We start from the raw sequence: 17,131 nt of genomic DNA, 5'->3' as shown, positions 1-17,131 counted from the left end.
TATGGGTTAACTCATTGACCTAAGCCGCTCGAGGTTACTTGGGTATAATGGTATAAAGCGAATACGTTTCAAGTCGTCATTACTCATGAGCGATTTGCTCGACTTTTCAAGGAGGGGTCATGGAAACGTTACAAGGTGGCCGAGAAGGGGCTATTTATCGTAAAGGAGACTTGGTCAGTCGACCTGCAAGTCTTTGGACCATAACCATTCATCAATTGCTTCATCATCTTCATGCCAACGGTTTTCATGCTTGTCCTAAAGCGGTGTCAATTGAAGGTGGAAAAGAGTTGCTGACCTTCGTCGATGGAGAAAGCTATAACTATCCTTTGCAGGGAGAGATTGCTTCGCTCTCGGCTCTTACTTCCGCAGCAAAACTGCTCCGACAACTGCATGATGCTTCTCAAGACTTCCTTTCCAGACATCAAGATGAAGTTTGCCATTGGATGCTGCCAACTCGCTTGCCACACGAAGTCATCTGCCATGGCGACTTTATGCCCTATAACGTTGCGTTAAAGGATGGCGCTGTCGTGGGCATTTTTGATTTTGATACGGCACACCCAGCTCCAAGAATTTGGGATGTGGCTTTTTCAGTCTATGGTTGGGCGCCATTTAAGACCGATGAAAATGACAAAATGGGCACGCTTGAAGAGCAGATTAAACGAGCAAAGCGTTTCTGTGACGCCTATGGTTGTTCAAGGTTAGAGCGAGAAGAACTGGTGGATACGATGACGCTGCGTTTGACTGCACTGGTAGACTTTATGCGTACGTCTGCTGCCACTGGCGATGCGCAATTTCAAGCGAACATGGATGATTGCCACCATACGGCTTATTTACAAGACATTGAGTATCTTAAGAAACATCACCAAGCGATCACACTCGGTGTGTTAGGTGAAGCACCGTTTTAATCGGGTTTTGAATGCTTCGCGATGATCGTTTGGATGACATTGAATAGCCATTGATTTTGCGGGTCATGCTGCTGAGAGCGACGGCAACTCATAACAAAGCTAACACCCAACTCCAACCCGTTTGGTAAATCTATACTACGGCAACTTTCTGGAACATTACCGCTCATGGTGATCCCAAAATGATCGGTTTGCATGATGATGCTATGAATCATTGCGGGGTGCTCCACTTCCACTTTGGGCGTGACATCGAAACCAATGTTCTTTAAACGATCGAGCAATGGGTATTTATGATCATTCCACCCCGGCGTTTTGAACAGTAGTAAGGCGTAGTCACTTAATGATTGGAAGTCTCGTGCTGGATGGTCGTTTCGCACAAAGAACACCGCTTTTCCTTTCCCCAATTCTTTCTGAGCGATTGACTGAGGTAAGTCTTCATCAAAGTAGTGAATTGCAATAGCGTTTTCACCATCGATGATTCGATTACGGGCATCTGCTCCCCACCTTAAAAACGCATATCTCGCGTTAGGTGCTTGCTTGATAAGTTCAATGTACAGTTTGTCGCCAAAGCGATCCCAGAACAGGGTATTGGCGTAAATGGATACTTCACCAGTAAAGTGAGCGGGTGAGAATTCTTGTGGTTTGATGGCATCCACGCTTGCTAGAATCTGCTCAAAATGAGGCATGTTGGCTTCGACAAACGAGGTCGGCTCAAAGCCATTTTTGGTTTGAATGAACAAAGGATCGTCCAGTTGCGCTTTCATCTTGGTTAAGTTCTTACTGATGGCACCTGAGGTTTTCCCCATCGATTCTGCCACTAAACGAACATTACGCAGCTCATACATGCGCTTTAATACCAAAACGTTTTGCATATCCAGATTCATTGTCATTCTTTTACTCCAGCCAACGTTGCCACGGCATCATAACTCCGCCTCCCATAAAAAAAGACAGGGGATGGTCAATTCTAAGTTTATGGCAGAAAAGCATTTTTTGACCGAGGATTTCCATTTGGTAAATTCGGGTTTTCCTCGTGCTACTTTGGAACTGTTGCTACAGTTTCTTCATCGAAACGATGTACCACAAATAATCGAGGTGACGTATGAAAAAACTAATCGCACTAGTAGGCTTAATGGCTTGTTCAATGAATGTAGCATTCGCTGGCGATGGCTCATACACGGGTACCATTGATATGGCTACTAGCCAAACAAACCAAGTTAATGTGGAGCGTGCGGATTCTAACCTGACTCTTAAAGGTCGTAATGACGCTACTTACGGTGGTGTGATGATTCAAACAGACGCTTCTAACCAACCGATTCAATTGCGCGGCCGTCGCGACTAAGTAATCGAAACCATCCCCCGCTTTCAATGCCGCGTCTAACGCGGCATTGTTGTTTTTGGTCGATGGCAAGCCAAATTCAACAGAAATCTTTGATAGCTTTTGTTTATCGATAATTAAAAATTAATTGTTGAAATCTTAATTACCGTTTTTGTGCACCCAAATGATATTGATTCTCATTTGGGTGGGCGTATGATTCTTCTCATCGACTAGAGAGGAATATCGTCATGAGTAATGTATCGATAAATAATGCATCCATACATTTAGATGCCGCCACAACATCAAAAGTTTCGGCATTCAACAAAATCAAACGCAAAATGCTGATGTTAGGCCCGGCGTTTATTGCCGCGATTGGTTACATCGACCCAGGCAACTTTGCGACAAATATTGAATCAGGATCTTCATTTGGTTACCAGCTACTTTGGGTAGTGCTATGGGCAAACCTAATGGCGATGTTGATTCAGTATTTATCCGCCAAGCTAGGTATCGTTACAGGCAAAAATCTAGCGGAGCATCTACGTGACCACTTACCAAATAAATGGGCGGTAGGCTTCTACTGGATCCAAGCTGAAATCATCGCGATAGCGACAGACCTTGCCGAGTTTATCGGTGCAGCAGTCGGCTTTCAGTTGGTGTTTGGAATTAGCTTAATGGAAGGAGCGATGATCACTGCGGTAGCAACCGTGATGATTTTGATGCTTAACCAGAAAGGTCAAAAACCGCTAGAAGTCGTGATCGGTTCACTTTTGATGTTGGTGGCGGTTATCTACATTGCTGAACTGTTTTTTGCGCACCCTGCGGGCGGTGAAATGGTGAAAGGTTTGCTGACTCCAACCTTTACGGATTCACATCAAATCTATCTTGCTGCAGGTATTCTAGGCGCGACTGTAATGCCTCACGTGATCTATCTTCATTCTGCACTGTTCAAAAACAGCTATGGCGAAAGCACCAAAACTCGCCTTCGCACCACTCGCTTTGATGTGTTGATTGCGATGGTAATTGCAGGCTTTGTGAATATCGCAATTGTGGCGATGGCTGCTGCCGTGTTCCATTACTCAGGCAACCAACATGTGGCGGAAATTGAAACAGCGTACATGACGCTAACGCCATTGGTAGGTAAAGCCGCATCTGTGTTGTTTGGTGTTTCGTTGATTGCTTCAGGCCTGTCTTCTACCGTTGTTGGAACAATGGCAGGTCAGGTGGTGATGCAAGGCTTTGTCCGCTTCTCTATTCCAATGTGGGTACGACGCTTTATTACTATGGCACCTTCGTTTGTGGTGATTGGTTTAGGCATGAACACCACCGATATCTTGGTGATGAGCCAAGTGGTGTTGAGCTTTGGTATTGCGTTGGCGATTATCCCATTGCTTATCTTTACCAACAGCGAACGCTTGATGGGTGAGTTCAAAAATAACAAATGGGTCTCTTATGTCGGTATGGTTATCGTTACTTTAGTACTCGCACTCAACGGTTATCTGATGGTTACTTTAACCGCTTAATGATTTCTCTATCCTTCTTCTTTGTCGATAAAAAAACGGAAGCCGCTTGGCTTCCGTTTTTCGTTTGCTGCTGAGAGAGAATTAGTTTTGCTCAACCACTTCCAATTCAGCTTCACTTTGTTTTGCTGCTTCAAGCATCTTACGAATGATGAATGACGCGCCCAAGGCAATCGCAACCATCACAACCGCTAGGATAGTCAGCAGTTGGAAGTATTCGCCGTAAACGTGTTGTACGATCTCTTGGGTGATCTCTTGGCCTTTCTCTAGTGCGATAGACGTAGAGAACGCAGCACCAACGATACCACTTAGTGCGATTGCTACAGAGAACAAGCTTACTGAGAAGTTTTCGATGTGCTTAGGTGCCACAGATAGAATGAACGCAACTACCATTGAACCTACGATAACTTCCGCAATTGCTTGGAAGAAGTGAATCGCTAGGAAGATTTCAGGCATGATGATAACGTCTTCGCCAACAGTCGTTACCGCGAACGTTAGGATGCCGAATGCGATAGCGGTTAGCACGAATGCCAATGCAATCTTAGTCGCGGTTGATAGGTGAATATCACGTTTTTCTAGCATGCCAAAGAAGCCAGCAACGATAGGGCCACCAACCATACACCATAGTGGGTTCATTGCCATTGCTGCTTCAGGCTCTAGTGGGATGAAGCCAAATAGAGAACCTTTCAGAGTGTTAATCGCTACCATGTTCATTGAAGTCATCATTTGACCGTAGTAAACGAAGAAACACGTGGTTAGGAAGGTAACGATAAGGATAGTACCCATCTTCAATGATTCCGCTTTGCTTGCTTTCAACATCAAAGAAACAAAGTAAAGAATCGCTGCACCGCCGATAGCGTAAACGATGTTTTGACCGATATCCATGTTAGAGAACATGAAGAATACCAGTGCAATCATCGCCGCAGAGATAATGGCGAAGAAGATCCAGTTCTTCATGCTTACGCTTTGACGATCCAGATCAGAAGCAACGCCAACCAAGCCTTTGCGGAACACAAGTAGCATCACCAATGCTGCGCCAGCCATCACTGCTGAAATAGTGAAACCACCATTAAAGCCGATGATAAGCACAATCATAGGGAACAAGTATTGGCCTAGGAAAGCGCCCACGTTGTTCACTGAGTAGTTAATTGGGTAGCCTTTCTCGAAGTCTTCTTGCGACTTAAAGGTACGTTTGTACAAGCTAGGGTAAGAAGGAGACATTAAACCACGGCCGTAACTTGCCAATGCGATACCACACATGGAAAGCGGTACGTTGGTTGCCGAAGCACCAAGAACAAGCAGTACATAGCCAGATGCGAATGCTAAGAAGGCAATCGATAGAGAGCGGTAAGCACCTAAAAATTTGTCAGCGATAAAGCCGCCAGCAATCGCAAATAGAGGGCCAATCGCCGAAAATGCACCGACGATCATCATGGTATCAGCTTCGTTGTAATTCAGATCCTCTAAGAAGAAACGCGTCAGACTGACTAACACGCCATAAAATGATAAGCCAAACATCATTTGGCAGAACATCATAGATTTATTTAGTTTATTCCACATAATTAAATACTCACTATTGCGAGAAAGGTAGTTATTATTTCTGTTAAATGTTACTTAAACGCTATGTTACATATTGAAACAATTGTCGCATAAACTGAATTTAATGCACTAAAATTTCTAATGCGAAACGTTTGCCTCACTAATGTGTTGTTCTAGATCAACTAGAAATTATGTGAATAAATGACCAAAAAGTAACAATTTATAAGATGATTGTTCTCATATGGTTTTTAAGGTTTTGAAAAGTCGTTGAAATAATAAACAGACGGGAGAGTTTGAGTAAATAAGGTGGTTTTTGATAAGAAAACAGGCGTTGGCGGAATTTTGTCCGCCAACAATGAAAAATATTAATTAGCAATAACTGATATAAAGTATGCTATTCGCATGGTGGGGCCATATGAATCACCGCGAGTCCACCAAGTGATGTCTCACGATATTTCTTATTCATGTCTTTGCCCGTTTGGTACATGGTTTCGATAACTTTATCTAATGAAATAAGGCATTTGCTGGTGCGTTTCAGTGCCATGCGTGATGCGTTAATGGCTTTCATCGCGCCCATCGCGTTTCGCTCGATACACGGCACCTGAACCAGACCACCAATTGGGTCACAAGTCATGCCAAGCGAATGCTCCATGGCGATTTCTGCGGCAATACAGATTTGCTCATTACTGCCTCCACGCAGTGCCGTTAAGCCTGCGGCCGCCATCGAAGACGATACCCCGACTTCGCCTTGGCATCCAACCTCTGCTCCTGAGATGGAAGCGTTGGTTTTGTACAAGATGCCAATCGCCCCCGCCACGGCTAAGAAGTCTTTCAATTGCTTGTTATCGAGCTCCTTAATAAAGCGGTGGTAGTACATAAGCACGGCAGGAATAACACCGGCAGCACCATTGGTTGGTGATGTCACTACTTGACCACCTGCAGCATTCTCTTCACTCACTGCGAAAGCAAACAGGTTAATCCAATCCATGATCTCCATTGGATCGTTCTCGACTGCCGCATTGGCTTCGAGTTTTTTGAGTAGGTTTGGTGCTCGGCGAGTTACGTTCAACCCGCCTTCGAGAATGCCTTCGGTATCAAAGCCTCGTTGCATGCACAGCGACATCACTTTCCAGATCTGCTCAGCTTTTTGATCGATCTCTTCTTGTTCGCGAAAAGCCAATTCGTTTTGTAGGATCATGCCTCCTAGACTGAGGCCATTGAGCTCTGCGTTTTCCAACATTTCGTCGGCAGAAGAAAACGGAAAGCGTACTTCAACTTGAGCATCATTGCTGCCGTGTTCCAGTTCCGCTGCCGTCGCGATAAAGCCACCACCAATAGAGTAGTAAGTTTCAAACGCCACCTGATCACCAGAAGCATCATAAGCCGTGATGGTCATGCCATTTTCATGAAGAGGAAGGTTATCACTGTGGAAGACAATATCGTGATCATAGCTAAACACGATCTCATGAACACCTGCAACCGAGAGTGTGCCATGTTCAATGGTATGTTGTAGCGCCGCTTTTGCACTGGTCATTTTAATGGTATCGGGTTTATTGCCCATTAAACCAAGGACGGTAGCGCGGTCTGTATGGTGGCCTTTGCCAGTCAGCGATAAAGAACCGTAAAGGTCAACTTGCACCTTGTGCACTTTCGCCATAGAGTCGCAAAGTAATTGAGTGAAATGGTAACCTGCGAGCATTGGGCCATTGGTGTGGGAGCTAGATGGACCGACACCGACCTTAAAAATATCGAAAATCGACAGCATAATTGACTTCCTTTCTCTACGGACCTTTATTCAGGTCTCTAAAATGACATTGTTAATTAGATGTTAATACCTGTGAGAGTATTGGCAAAGCAGATTTTTGTATACAAATTGTTCGCTAAAGTATGAGTAATTGAGATCTGGGTAATGAAGTTAAACAAGGTAGTGATCATTTTAGGTAAGCGGTTGGTGCACGATCAGTTAAGTGCTGAAGGTCGCTCACGCGTGGAAGCGCTGTTGAATGTTTTAAACGAATTTTGCTTTGAGACGACTGCCTTGGTTTTTTGTGGCGGTGTGACCCAAGGACAAACCGTCTCAGAAGCGGATGCGATGTACCGCTACTTTTACCAGTTAGCTAAGGCTAGGGAAATCGATTTTCCTGAGCAGCAGGTCATCATCGAGAATCGTTCACTCAATACGGTGCAGAACATGCAAAATGCCGCTGCGGAGTTATTAAGAAGTGGCCTTTGCGAGGCAGGGCAAACCATTGACGTCACTTTACTCTCCAATGACTACCATCTAGAGCGCATCATCGAGATTCAAACCTTAATGGATGAACAGGGTTTATTACGCGTATTGAAGTCGCGCTGTGCAGAAATGGGCGTAAAGCTCAACATTTCACTCGACCTCTCACACCATGTGAGTGTGCCTTACCCTAATACAGGCGTTTTAGCGGAAGCATTTTTGTTGTTTGATGAACTCACGACTTACCGCGTGTATCTAGAGGGAGTTAAGCGTGGCGCTTTTGAACGTGATCTCGCTGAGGTACGAGCAAAGCCTTTAGACATTGGCCTTGGTGCGATAGAAAAGCTTCAAGCGCTCGATTTAGAGCCTGAAGTGCGAGGGCAAATTGCAGATATGAAAAAGGCCATCGAAATGACGGCCTTTGATGATTCAGTGGTTGCAGCAGAGCAAGCGTTAGCAGTGTTTCATCCGATATTAACGACGTTGAACCTGCAACTTGACCCCGAAGCGAATAGCTAGTTAAGCCACTTCAACTTACTGACGCTTAAGTTCGCGACGTGTGCGTACGGCACTTAGCGCGATTAGGCTGTAACACAACAGCTCCATACCTTCTTCTGAGATGTTTTTCACATCGCGTACGTAGTGCTCGCCCATTACGTGTTGCCAGAAGCTACCCATGCCGTACAGGCGAGAGAACACCAACAACAAGATCACTGAGCCGATAAGTAGCTTCATGTAAGGTGATTGTAGAATGGTTGCCATTTCGTTCACGGTACCTTTACCACCTTGGTAAGCTTTCGCACAAGCCAGTGCCGCTAACGCAAGGGCAGGAAAGACCCAAGAGCCGTGGTGGATCATGTCAAACCAGTAATCCATTTCACGGATCATCAATACCGCAAAAAAGCCTGAAATAAGTATCGCGGCATGTGAGACATGAGTCTCTTGTTTAGACATGCGGAAGAAAGACCAAGATGCAACCGCCAGCATGATCAATTGCAGTGTTTCAGTAATAGAGGTTTCGCCCAATGAAGAACCTAATAAAACGTAGTCCACTCGGATACTTAGGTTGACTAAAATACTGATGGCAACAATGGTGAGTGCACTTAGCATCGACTTATAGATGATGCGTTTTGATTCTTCTGTAATGACGTTCGTTTGTGCCGATTCGGCTTGCTTAACAGTATTTGTTTTCATCCTGACCACCCGCTCCGATAAAAATGTGGAAAAAACGTGAAATTTCGTGATGTGTGCAAGGAATTTTATTGACCACTTGGAAAGTAATGTCAGGGAAATGTCAGAATAAAACGCCGTTCGATATCGTATCGCTATGCGGTAAGGCTGGTGGATAAAGGGCTAAGTATCAGAATGTAGGGAAATTTACGGTAAACAAAAAGGAGCTTAACGCTCCTTTGTTGATAAAATTGTAATCTTAGATTGCGCAAATGTTAACGTTGTTTACGACTCGCCATCTTCTTTGTGGTTGTTGCGGTAGTATTCCCACTGCTCAAAGCGCTCGTTTTCAGACAGTTGGCAGTAAGTTACGCGTTCACCATTTTCCGTTACTGTATCTAGCTCGCCGCCTTGCTGTACGCAGTATACCGCTGCTGGGTTTGCTGCTGATGTGTATTCATTTGAGCGAGTCGCACCTTCATAAGTTGAACAACCTGCCAACACCATCGCTGCTGCCACTGCCGTTACTAAAGTTGTCTTTTTCATTCTTGATCTCCGCATGGGATTAACGAGTAGTGTGTTGATTATAGGAGAGTTTCAGAAAAATATTGTCTTATGTTTGTTAAAAGCACGACGCTTGTAAGGGAATTCTGTGCAATTTTAGAATTTGCTCACTGTTCGCCTATATTTGTTTCAGAGGTGCTCAAATTGAAACTTGGGAATGCGCATGAATTTCGGTAGTATGCGCGCAAAACATTCACAGCGGAATCTGCGATGAGACATTTGAAAACCACCACGCACCCAGATATCGAACATCTGGATGAAAAAATCATCTTCCAACGCAATGCGGCGCGCGCCATTGTATTAGACGGTGAAGATGTCCTGCTTCTTTACACAGAGCGTTACCACGATTACACCCTGCCTGGCGGTGGCATCGATGACGGTGAGGATGTGATTGCAGGTTTGGTTCGTGAGTTGGAAGAAGAAACGGGTGCGAAGAACATTCACAACATCAAGCCTTACGGTATCTTCGAAGAATTTCGTCCTTGGTACAAAGACGATGCCGATGTGATGCACATGACGTCTTATTGCTACACGTGCAAAATTGACCGTGAGCTAGGTGAAACGGCTTATGAAGATTACGAAGTGAAGAACGGCATGCGCCCAGTATGGATGAATGTTCACGACGCGATCGCGCACAATGAAAAGACGATGGCGGAAAGTCCGAAGAAAGGCATGAGCATTGAACGCGAAACTTTCTTGCTACAACTTATCGCAAAAGAGTTGCTGTAACTCTCCTCAGATCAAAATTGTAACTTCCAAGCAATAAAAAAAGTCCGAGCTCCCCCCCGGAACCCGGACTTATTCCAGACGCGCAAGCGAAGCGTCATCTCGATATTCTGTTTTTTGTATCAATCTGTGAAAACAATAGCGGCTTTATATTTGTTGTGTAAATAATTAATAGGTCTAACTATTGGTTTTCACTTTATTTGCACACGTAATGTGATGGATATCTAGCCAATACACAAGTGCAAGTTGGTAAATTATCAGCAAACCACTGCTCTTTCTTATCTTTGAGATACATTACCGTAACTTTTATGCACGCGTTTGCATCGAGATCACGAGTTTGCAAATTGGCAGAACAGGATCTTGTAATTTTACGTGCTTCTGACATTGGTGGAATTTAGTGAGAGTGTTCACAATTCCACGAGTGGGGGTAATCGACTAAGGTCTATAAGCGGTTCGGCGTAGATGGAGGATTGGTTTGCAAACAAAAGTAATGGCTGGAAAGAATCGGTACGCAATTGTTGTATGTTTACCAAACGTTCCAATGCGTAAAAGCGATTAACGTATTGCTGAGTCTCTTTGGGCAAAGTAAGTGCCGTGAAATCTCGACTATCTGCTTTTTTGATGGCTCGTGCAACGCGACCTTCTCCTGCGTTGTATGCGGCCAGAGTGAGCGCAATATCTTGATCAAACTTGTTATACAGAAATTCCAAATATCTTATGGCGGCTTGAGTGCTGGCTTTAGTATCAAAGCGCTCATCTTGCTTATCGCTCACTTGCAAGCCAAAGCGCGTCGCTGTAGCAGGAATCAGTTGCCATAAACCGGCGGCATTGGCGTGTGATACTGCTTTCGGGTTGTAAGATGATTCCAGCATGGGCACTAACACCAAGTTGGCGGGTAAAGACTTTTGCTTAAGCTGTTTGAAAATATGATCGAGAAGCGGGCTAACGGAATCGAGACGTTGGCTAATTTGCGTTTGATATGGCGCGAGCACTTGATATTGCTGGTCGATACTGGCTTTATGCGGCTTGGCCATCGTCATTGGAGACAAGCACATCACGCACAAAACAAAAAAGCCCACAGCAATCGACCGGGATGGCGGTAGACTCTGCAGGCAAGGCGAGAATCGTTGTTTAGAACGAGCGCTCTTCATAAGTGTGTTGCACAGGTTGTTTGAGTTGACTGACTAACTCTTGGAACGCTGCAGAGCTTTGGCCATTGCTCTGATTGTCCTGTTGGCATTGTTTCACCAAGGATTCCAACAGCGTCCATTGTTTTCTCGCTTGCGTACCAATCTTGGCGGGCAAGGCATTGAAAATACGATTCACACTGGTTTCATTACAAGGCAATCCGAGCTTACGCATTAACTGGCTTCTTTCGCTTACAGAGCGACCAAGCTGATTCAAAATCGGCATTTGTTTTTGAATGTTCTCGCTTAGCGCCTCACCATCGAACTTCAAATACAGTGCTTTTTGCTGTTGAATCAGCCCAAGCAATTGCTGGTAGAGTTTGATGTCTTCGGAAATAGAACGAACAAACTGCTGAATATGCTGTGATGCCGCCGTTGCCATGCATGACTCCTAATGCGCTGCGTTACTCGTGACCGGTGTGAAATTGCATTACTGCTTTGGATAATGCTTTGGTATCTAGATTCAGTTCACCACGTGCCAACGCATTGCGAATTTGCTCAACCTTTGCCATGTCTACGTCTGGCAGGGATTTCATTTCTGCTTGAGCGCGATCGATCGCAGCTGTGTTCGCTTGGAATGCTGGCTCGTTAATTTTGCTCTGTGCGATGGTGTCGACTGGCTTTTTACTCGCCTGCTGGAATTTAGTTTGTGGGACATGACCGCCCGCGACTTTGTCGATTTTCATGCTGTTGTCCTCAATCATCATGTTCTAAATCGAATAGGCGACTAGGGCGTGATGAACATTAAATATTTATTTTTTGTACTCGAAGTTCACCTGTGATGACGAGTGCCTAAATCGAAAAATGATAACCTGAGTCCAAAATCAAAATTGGGTATGCACCTGATTGAGCCCCGTTACGACAGCGCGTATCACCTTGCCAGAACTGATGTTTTCTACCTCAATTTGCTGACCTTTCTTACCTTGTTCTAAAGCGACTCCCTTAGTGCTGGCACTAAATCCATCTTTGCTGGCGATGATGATCACTTCGTTGCCTTTCTCGATCAATGGCGGCGAACTTAAGTTGGTTGGGTCAATGATTTGGCCTGCGCGAATGCGGCGGGTGGCCTCAAGGCCAATGGCTTGGTTTGTTTTCGTGTAGAAATCGTCTTGGCGTGAAATTGTGCGTGTTTCTGATTTTAAGTTTGAGGCTGAGAGGGTTTCGTTGCGGTCAATTGTGCTGGTGGCAACAAGCACAGGAAGCGTCACCACCGATTTGATTGTGACATTGATGCGCCATGGAGAGCTCACCGCTTCACAACTGACAGCACGCTTTAAATTGCCAACAGGCAACGGGCGGTTATCGCGTCCTGTGATTGCCAAAGGGGCGTCACAAACCGGTAGATGATTGGCAGAGCCTGGCACCCATATTTGATAATCGAGTTGGTAATTTCCCCATTGACGTGAGTGTGCTACTTGCGCCACTTCTTGCTCAAACTGCTCGCTGACAATGGCTTTTAACTCGTCTGCGGTTAGGTTTTTCTCATTCGCTAAAGCACTGATTGAGCTTGCACTCAAAGCCAAACCGCAAAGCAGCATGATTGAGGAAAGTCGACCTTTCCCCTTGGTTTGAATGGTTTCCGTAAACCGGAAGCGAGGCTTCCTTTCTTGTTTGTAATTCATTGATATATATAACTAAATTTTATGGCATGCATCTTGTTTTGATCTTGGCGTATTCGAGCCGACTTTAAGGAAAGATGCATGGCGATCACATTCGAAAATGCGTTAGGTGTACATCCAGAGGCACTCAATTTTCGCGTTCAGCGTACCAAAGTCCTCGCCAGTAACCTAGCAAATGTTGATACCCCAGGGTACTTGGCAAAGGACCTAAGTTTCACCACCGTGATGAACCAAATGTCAGCGGGCAGTGTGAATAAACCGGTGCCGAAGTTTCAGGTTGAGGCGAAATATTCGGTGCCTTACCAAAACAGCAAAGACGGCAACACTGTGGAACTGGGCGTTGAACAAGCCAAGTTCACGCAAAACAACATGGACTTTCAAACCAGCCTGACGTTTCTCAACATGAAATTCAGTGGCTTGGCGAAAGTGATTGAGGGACGTTAAACATGTCATTTACTGATATCTATTCGATCACTGGCTCGGCGATGACGGCACAAACCGTTCGCCTGAACACGGTAGCCAGTAACCTTGCCAACGCCGACGCGGTGTCTGCCAATCCGGATGATGCCTACAAAGCACTCAAACCTGTGTTCGCCACTGTGTATCAAAAAACGCAGATGGCGACGGAAAACGGTGTTTATCCGAATGCGGAAGTGCGCATTGTAGATGTGGTGCAAAACGCAGGTCAGGCAGAAAAACGCTTTGAACCTAACAACCCGTTAGCGAACGATGAAGGCTATGTGTACTACCCAGACATTGATGTGGTGTCAGAGATGGCCGACATGATGTCCGCAACGCGCAGCTTTGAAACCAACGTGGAAGTGCTGACGAATGTGAAAAGCATGCAGCAAGGTCTGCTTCGATTAGGGCAGGGTAATTAATGAGTCTCGCACAATACACTGCGCTCTCTTCTGACGCACCAGTCGCAACTACCGCTAGTGGTGATACCGGCGGCATTTCTGCGAACCCATCGGATATGAACAGCGCAACGTCACTGCAAAACGAGTTTATCTCGCTCATGGTGGCGCAAATTCAAAACCAAGATCCACTTAACCCGCTTGATGGCACTGAGTATGTCAGCCAGCTAGCGCAATTTTCGCAAGTTCAAAGTACTGAAAACATGTCGATGCTGATGCAAAACAGCATGGTATTGCTCGACAACATGCAGGTGCTTTCAACGGCTGGTTTGGTTGGTCAAACCGTGTACGTCTCTTCAAACGAGTTTGAACTTGGTGAAGGTGTGCAAAGTGGCAAGGTCGAGCTTGAACACGGTTCGAACCAAGTGACGTTAGTCGTCAAAGATGAGTTCGGCCAATCAACCAAAGTGCCTTTAGGTGCACACGGTGCGGGTGACGTCGAGTTCTCGATCAATCCCGAAGAGCTTGGTTTGAAACCGGGTAAATACACCGTTGCGGTGGAAGTTCAAGAAGGGCAAAAGAGCCCAAATGTTTTGCTGGCAGGTACGGTTGAGCAGGTACGTATTCCTAGCTCAGGTGGCGCAGCACTGGTCAATGTTCAAGGCGTTGGCAACGTTCCTTTCTATCAAATCACTCAGTTTGGTGCTTAACCAAATAAGGAAATCAGAGGTTATTTATGAGTTTTAACATCGCACTTAGTGGTCTGGATGCGACCAACACAGAGTTAAACACCATCAGCCACAACATTGCCAACGCATCAACGTACGGCTTTAAAGGTGGACGCACAGAATTTGCCGCGGTTTACAACGGTATGCAACCGGGCGGCGTAGAAGTGGCGTCGATTTCTCAGAACTTCGATAAGAATGGTTCGGTGACAGGCACGGGTCGTGCAATGGACTTGGCGATCAATGGCAGTGGTTTTTTCGTGACGAAAGATCACATGGGTCAGATGCTTTACACTCGCGCAGGTGTGTTTGGTACTGATAAGAACAACTTTGTGACCGCAAATAACGGTGCCAAGTTGCAAGGTTACAGCGTAGACAACAATGCGAACCTTCAAACTGGCTCAGTTGGCGACATCAAAGTATCTACTTCTTCACTTAACGCAAAAGCGACCGACAATCTGGACTTTGTGGCGAACTTCGACGCAAGCGCAACGGCAGTCGATCAAGCGGTTTACCCATTCGATTCTTCCGATCCAAACTCATTCAACTCTTCTTACACCACTAAGGTGTACGACTCACTTGGCAACTCGCACACAGTCACTCAGTACTTCACCAAGACATCAGATAACGAATGGCAAGTGAACGTGGAAGTCGACGGTGCACCAACAACGCCAGCAACGGCTCAAACGGTTCAATTCAATACTGACGGCACGCTCGCTTCTCCAACGGGTTCATTCAATGTTGCATTCCCAGCAGCGGGCGCAAACGCAATGAGCATTGATATCAGCTTGAACGGCAGCACTCAGTTTGGCGCTGCGTTTGGCGTGAGCACCAACAACCCGAACGGTTACACCTCAGGTGAGCTTGCGGGCGTTCGAGTGGAAGACAACGGCATGGTTTACGCGACTTACACTAATGGTCAGTCTCAGCTGCAAGGTCAGGTTGTGCTTGCGGATTTTGCTAACGCGCAAGGTCTATCGAAAGTGAGCGGCACGGCTTGGACACAAAGCTTTAGCTCTGGCGCGCCAATCATGGGTGTTCCGGGCACAGGCACATTGGGTGACTTAACACCGGGTGCGCTAGAAGGTTCTAACGTTGACTTAACCAGCGAACTGGTTGCGCTTATGACGGCGCAGCGTAACTACCAAGCGAACGCGAAAACCATTTCGACCAATGACAAGCTGACTCAAGCTCTGTTCAACGCGGTGTAATGGGAGAGTCGCATGGATAGCTTGTTATTTACTGCCACGTCGGGTGCGAGTCGAGTTCTTAAGGCTCAGCACGTACGTTCGAACAACTTATCGAATGCTGACACCGCAGGTTTCCGTGCAGATATGGAACGCGTTCGCAGCGTTGAGCTACAAGGTGCGGGTTTTGATGGCCGCACCATGGTGGTGACCAACTCAGCCGCAACGCGTTTTGATTCTGGTGACATCATGAAAACCGGTCGTCCTCTCGATGTGGCGATCATGGGCGAGGGCTACCTCACCGTTGAAACGCCAATTGGCAATGAAGCATACACCCGAGCAGGCAACATCAAAGTCGATACCTTTGGCGCAATGAGCATCAATGGTTTCCCTGTTGTCGGTGAAAACGGACCAATCGTTGTGCCTGATTTTCAGAAGATTGAAATCAGTGAACGTGGCCGCGTTTCTGTGATTCCTCCGGGTGGTGGTGCAGAAGTGGAAGTGGGCACCTTGAAAATGGTGAAACCACCAATCAACCAACTGCAAAAAGAGAGCGACAGCTTGCTACACAGCGTAGATGGCGTGCCTTTCCCTGCGGATGAAACCGTGCAGCTTTCTCCAGAGCACATTGAGGGCAGTAACGTGTCTGCCATTGATGAACTGCTGAGCGTGATGTCGCTAACACGTAACTTCGAAATGCAGGTTCGCATGATGAAAACCGCAGAAACCTTGGCGCAAGCCGGAAACAAATTGATGGCGGCGAGATAACCCTCTCAGCAAGGGGTTCTCGTCCAAAGGAGATAACCAATGCATTCAGCATTATGGGTAAGTAAAACGGGCATGGCAGCTCAAGATACCAAAATGACTGCCATCTCTAACAACCTAGCGAACGTTAACACGGTCGGCTTTAAGCGTGATCGCGTGGTGTTTGAAGACTTGTTTTACAGCATTCAGCGTCAGCCGGGCGCGCAAGTCGACCAAGTGAATGAACTGCCAAGCGGTGTTCAGCTTGGTTCCGGTGTTCGCGTAGTCGGAACTCAAAAAGTATTCACTCAAGGCAACACACAAAACACCACTCAAGAGTTGGATTTAGCGGTGATGGGGCAAGGCTTCTTTCAAATCGAAAACTCTGACGGTCAGATCATGTACACGCGTAATGGTCAGTTCCACATCAACTCAGAGGGTTTGATGGTCAACAGCCAAGGCTTGCCACTAGAGCCGCAAATTCAAATCCCAGACAACGCGATTTCGTTCTCTGTGGGTGTGGATGGCACGGTAACAACCATATCGGCTGACGATCCAACGCCGCAGCAGTTGGGTCAAATCACGCTGGCGAAGTTCATCAACCCTGCGGGCCTAGAAGCCGTTGGCGGTAACTTGTTCCGTGAAACAGAAGCAAGTGGTCCTGCGGATGAATTGATTGCAGGCGAAGACGGAGCAGGCAGCATCAAACAGGGCGCTTTAGAAGGCTCAAACGTGCAGGTAGTGGAAGAGATGGTCGACATGATCACCACTCAACGCGCGTACGAGATGAACGCCAAAGTAGTTTCTGCCGCAGACGACATGCTGAAGTTTGTCGCGCAATCGATGTAAGTA

Annotated in this window: 20 protein-coding genes; 11 read left to right on the top strand and 9 right to left on the bottom strand. The window is 46.3% G+C overall.

All coding sequences use genetic code 11. The features are described from left to right. The first annotated feature begins 119 nt into the window (after positions 1–119). A complete protein-coding gene (locus tag VJL_RS06255) occupies positions 120–905 on the top strand; it encodes a phosphotransferase enzyme family protein (RefSeq protein ID WP_038876520.1) in 786 nt (261 codons plus the stop codon). Here the strand turns inward: VJL_RS06255 and VJL_RS06250 are convergent. Further along, positions 902–1,792, bottom strand: coding sequence for a LysR substrate-binding domain-containing protein (locus VJL_RS06250; RefSeq protein WP_038868253.1), 891 nt, complete (start codon positions 1,790–1,792; stop codon positions 902–904). The two genes, VJL_RS06255 and VJL_RS06250, sit on opposite strands and share 4 nt — an antisense overlap. Positions 1,793–2,001: 209 nt before the next feature. Between VJL_RS06250 and VJL_RS06245 the strand changes: the two genes are divergently transcribed. Both VJL_RS06245 and VJL_RS06240 read left to right on the top strand, forming a co-directional pair. Continuing rightward, complete coding sequence (locus tag VJL_RS06245; protein ID WP_009705043.1) at positions 2,002–2,241, top strand: VPA0252 family protein; 240 nt, start codon at positions 2,002–2,004, stop codon at positions 2,239–2,241. 224 nt (positions 2,242–2,465) lie between these two features. Beyond that, complete coding sequence (locus VJL_RS06240; protein ID WP_038868255.1) at positions 2,466–3,737, top strand: Nramp family divalent metal transporter; 1,272 nt, start codon at positions 2,466–2,468, stop codon at positions 3,735–3,737. Between the two features lie 81 nt (positions 3,738–3,818). Here the strand turns inward: VJL_RS06240 and VJL_RS06235 are convergent, their stop codons facing one another. Together VJL_RS06235 and VJL_RS06230 are read right to left on the bottom strand one after the other, a co-directional pair. After that, on the bottom strand, positions 3,819–5,294 hold the full coding sequence (locus VJL_RS06235) for a peptide MFS transporter (protein ID WP_038876517.1): 1,476 nt from the start codon (positions 5,292–5,294) through the stop codon (positions 3,819–3,821). Between the two features lie 373 nt (positions 5,295–5,667). Beyond that, a complete protein-coding gene (locus VJL_RS06230) occupies positions 5,668–7,038 on the bottom strand; it encodes an L-serine ammonia-lyase (RefSeq protein ID WP_038876515.1) in 1,371 nt (456 codons plus the stop codon). 144 nt (positions 7,039–7,182) lie between these two features. Between VJL_RS06230 and VJL_RS06225 the strand changes: the two genes are divergently transcribed. Continuing rightward, positions 7,183–8,019: a YdcF family protein gene (locus VJL_RS06225; protein WP_038876513.1), complete on the top strand. Its 837-nt coding sequence runs from the start codon at positions 7,183–7,185 to the stop codon at positions 8,017–8,019. Between the two features lie 15 nt (positions 8,020–8,034). Here the strand turns inward: VJL_RS06225 and VJL_RS06220 are convergent, their stop codons facing one another. After that, positions 8,035–8,694, bottom strand: coding sequence for a hypothetical protein (locus VJL_RS06220; protein WP_038868264.1), 660 nt, complete (start codon positions 8,692–8,694; stop codon positions 8,035–8,037). Between the two features lie 261 nt (positions 8,695–8,955). Then, complete coding sequence (locus tag VJL_RS06215) at positions 8,956–9,216, bottom strand: putative hemolysin (protein ID WP_038876511.1); 261 nt, start codon at positions 9,214–9,216, stop codon at positions 8,956–8,958. A gap of 228 nt (positions 9,217–9,444) precedes the next feature. Between VJL_RS06215 and VJL_RS06210 the strand changes: the two genes are divergently transcribed. Further along, the gene (locus tag VJL_RS06210; RefSeq protein ID WP_038876509.1) at positions 9,445–9,963 is read left to right on the top strand and encodes an NUDIX hydrolase; all 519 of its coding nucleotides are present in this window, start codon (positions 9,445–9,447) and stop codon (positions 9,961–9,963) included. Between the two features lie 404 nt (positions 9,964–10,367). On the opposite strand, the gene VJL_RS06205 is transcribed toward VJL_RS06210, so the two are convergent. From VJL_RS06205 to flgA, 4 genes are all read right to left on the bottom strand, one after another. Beyond that, entirely contained in the window at positions 10,368–11,045 is a 678-nt protein-coding gene (locus tag VJL_RS06205) for a lytic transglycosylase domain-containing protein (RefSeq protein WP_038876544.1), read from the bottom strand. Positions 11,046–11,091: 46 nt separating this feature from the next. Beyond that, positions 11,092–11,529, bottom strand: a complete 438-nt coding sequence (gene flgN, locus VJL_RS06200) for a flagellar export chaperone FlgN (RefSeq protein WP_038876507.1) — start codon at positions 11,527–11,529, stop codon at positions 11,092–11,094. 22 nt (positions 11,530–11,551) lie between these two features. Next, positions 11,552–11,833 (bottom strand): flagellar biosynthesis anti-sigma factor FlgM, encoded by a 282-nt coding sequence (gene flgM, locus VJL_RS06195; RefSeq protein WP_027726655.1) that lies wholly within the window; start codon positions 11,831–11,833, stop codon positions 11,552–11,554. 138 nt (positions 11,834–11,971) lie between these two features. Continuing rightward, complete coding sequence (gene flgA, locus VJL_RS06190) at positions 11,972–12,769, bottom strand: flagellar basal body P-ring formation chaperone FlgA (protein ID WP_081634925.1); 798 nt, start codon at positions 12,767–12,769, stop codon at positions 11,972–11,974. 78 nt (positions 12,770–12,847) lie between these two features. On the opposite strand from flgA, the gene flgB reads away from it, so the two are divergent. The 6 genes from flgB to flgG are packed head-to-tail and all read left to right on the top strand — an operon-like array spanning position 12,848 to position 17,128. Then, complete coding sequence (gene flgB / locus VJL_RS06185; protein ID WP_038876504.1) at positions 12,848–13,210, top strand: flagellar basal body rod protein FlgB; 363 nt, start codon at positions 12,848–12,850, stop codon at positions 13,208–13,210. A gap of 2 nt (positions 13,211–13,212) precedes the next feature. Continuing rightward, complete coding sequence (flgC, locus tag VJL_RS06180; RefSeq protein ID WP_005432431.1) at positions 13,213–13,647, top strand: flagellar basal body rod protein FlgC; 435 nt, start codon at positions 13,213–13,215, stop codon at positions 13,645–13,647. Continuing rightward, a complete protein-coding gene (flgD, locus tag VJL_RS06175; protein WP_005535962.1) occupies positions 13,647–14,333 on the top strand; it encodes a flagellar hook assembly protein FlgD in 687 nt (228 codons plus the stop codon). The genes flgC and flgD overlap by 1 nt, the downstream gene beginning before the upstream one ends. Before the next feature lie 26 nt (positions 14,334–14,359). Further along, positions 14,360–15,559 carry a flagellar hook protein FlgE gene (flgE, locus tag VJL_RS06170; protein ID WP_038876502.1) on the top strand — a complete coding sequence of 400 codons (1,200 nt, stop codon included), beginning with the start codon at positions 14,360–14,362 and terminating at the stop codon, positions 15,557–15,559. 12 nt (positions 15,560–15,571) lie between these two features. Further along, positions 15,572–16,303, top strand: coding sequence for a flagellar basal-body rod protein FlgF (flgF, locus tag VJL_RS06165; protein ID WP_005435899.1), 732 nt, complete (start codon positions 15,572–15,574; stop codon positions 16,301–16,303). Positions 16,304–16,342: 39 nt separating this feature from the next. Continuing rightward, positions 16,343–17,128 carry a flagellar basal-body rod protein FlgG gene (gene flgG / locus VJL_RS06160; protein ID WP_038876499.1) on the top strand — a complete coding sequence of 262 codons (786 nt, stop codon included), beginning with the start codon at positions 16,343–16,345 and terminating at the stop codon, positions 17,126–17,128. Positions 17,129–17,131: the final 3 nt, after the last annotated feature.

Source organism: Vibrio jasicida CAIM 1864 = LMG 25398, from assembly GCF_000400365.1.
GTDB lineage: Bacteria > Pseudomonadota > Gammaproteobacteria > Enterobacterales > Vibrionaceae > Vibrio > Vibrio jasicida.
This window is presented reverse-complemented; position numbering and strand designations above follow the sequence as displayed.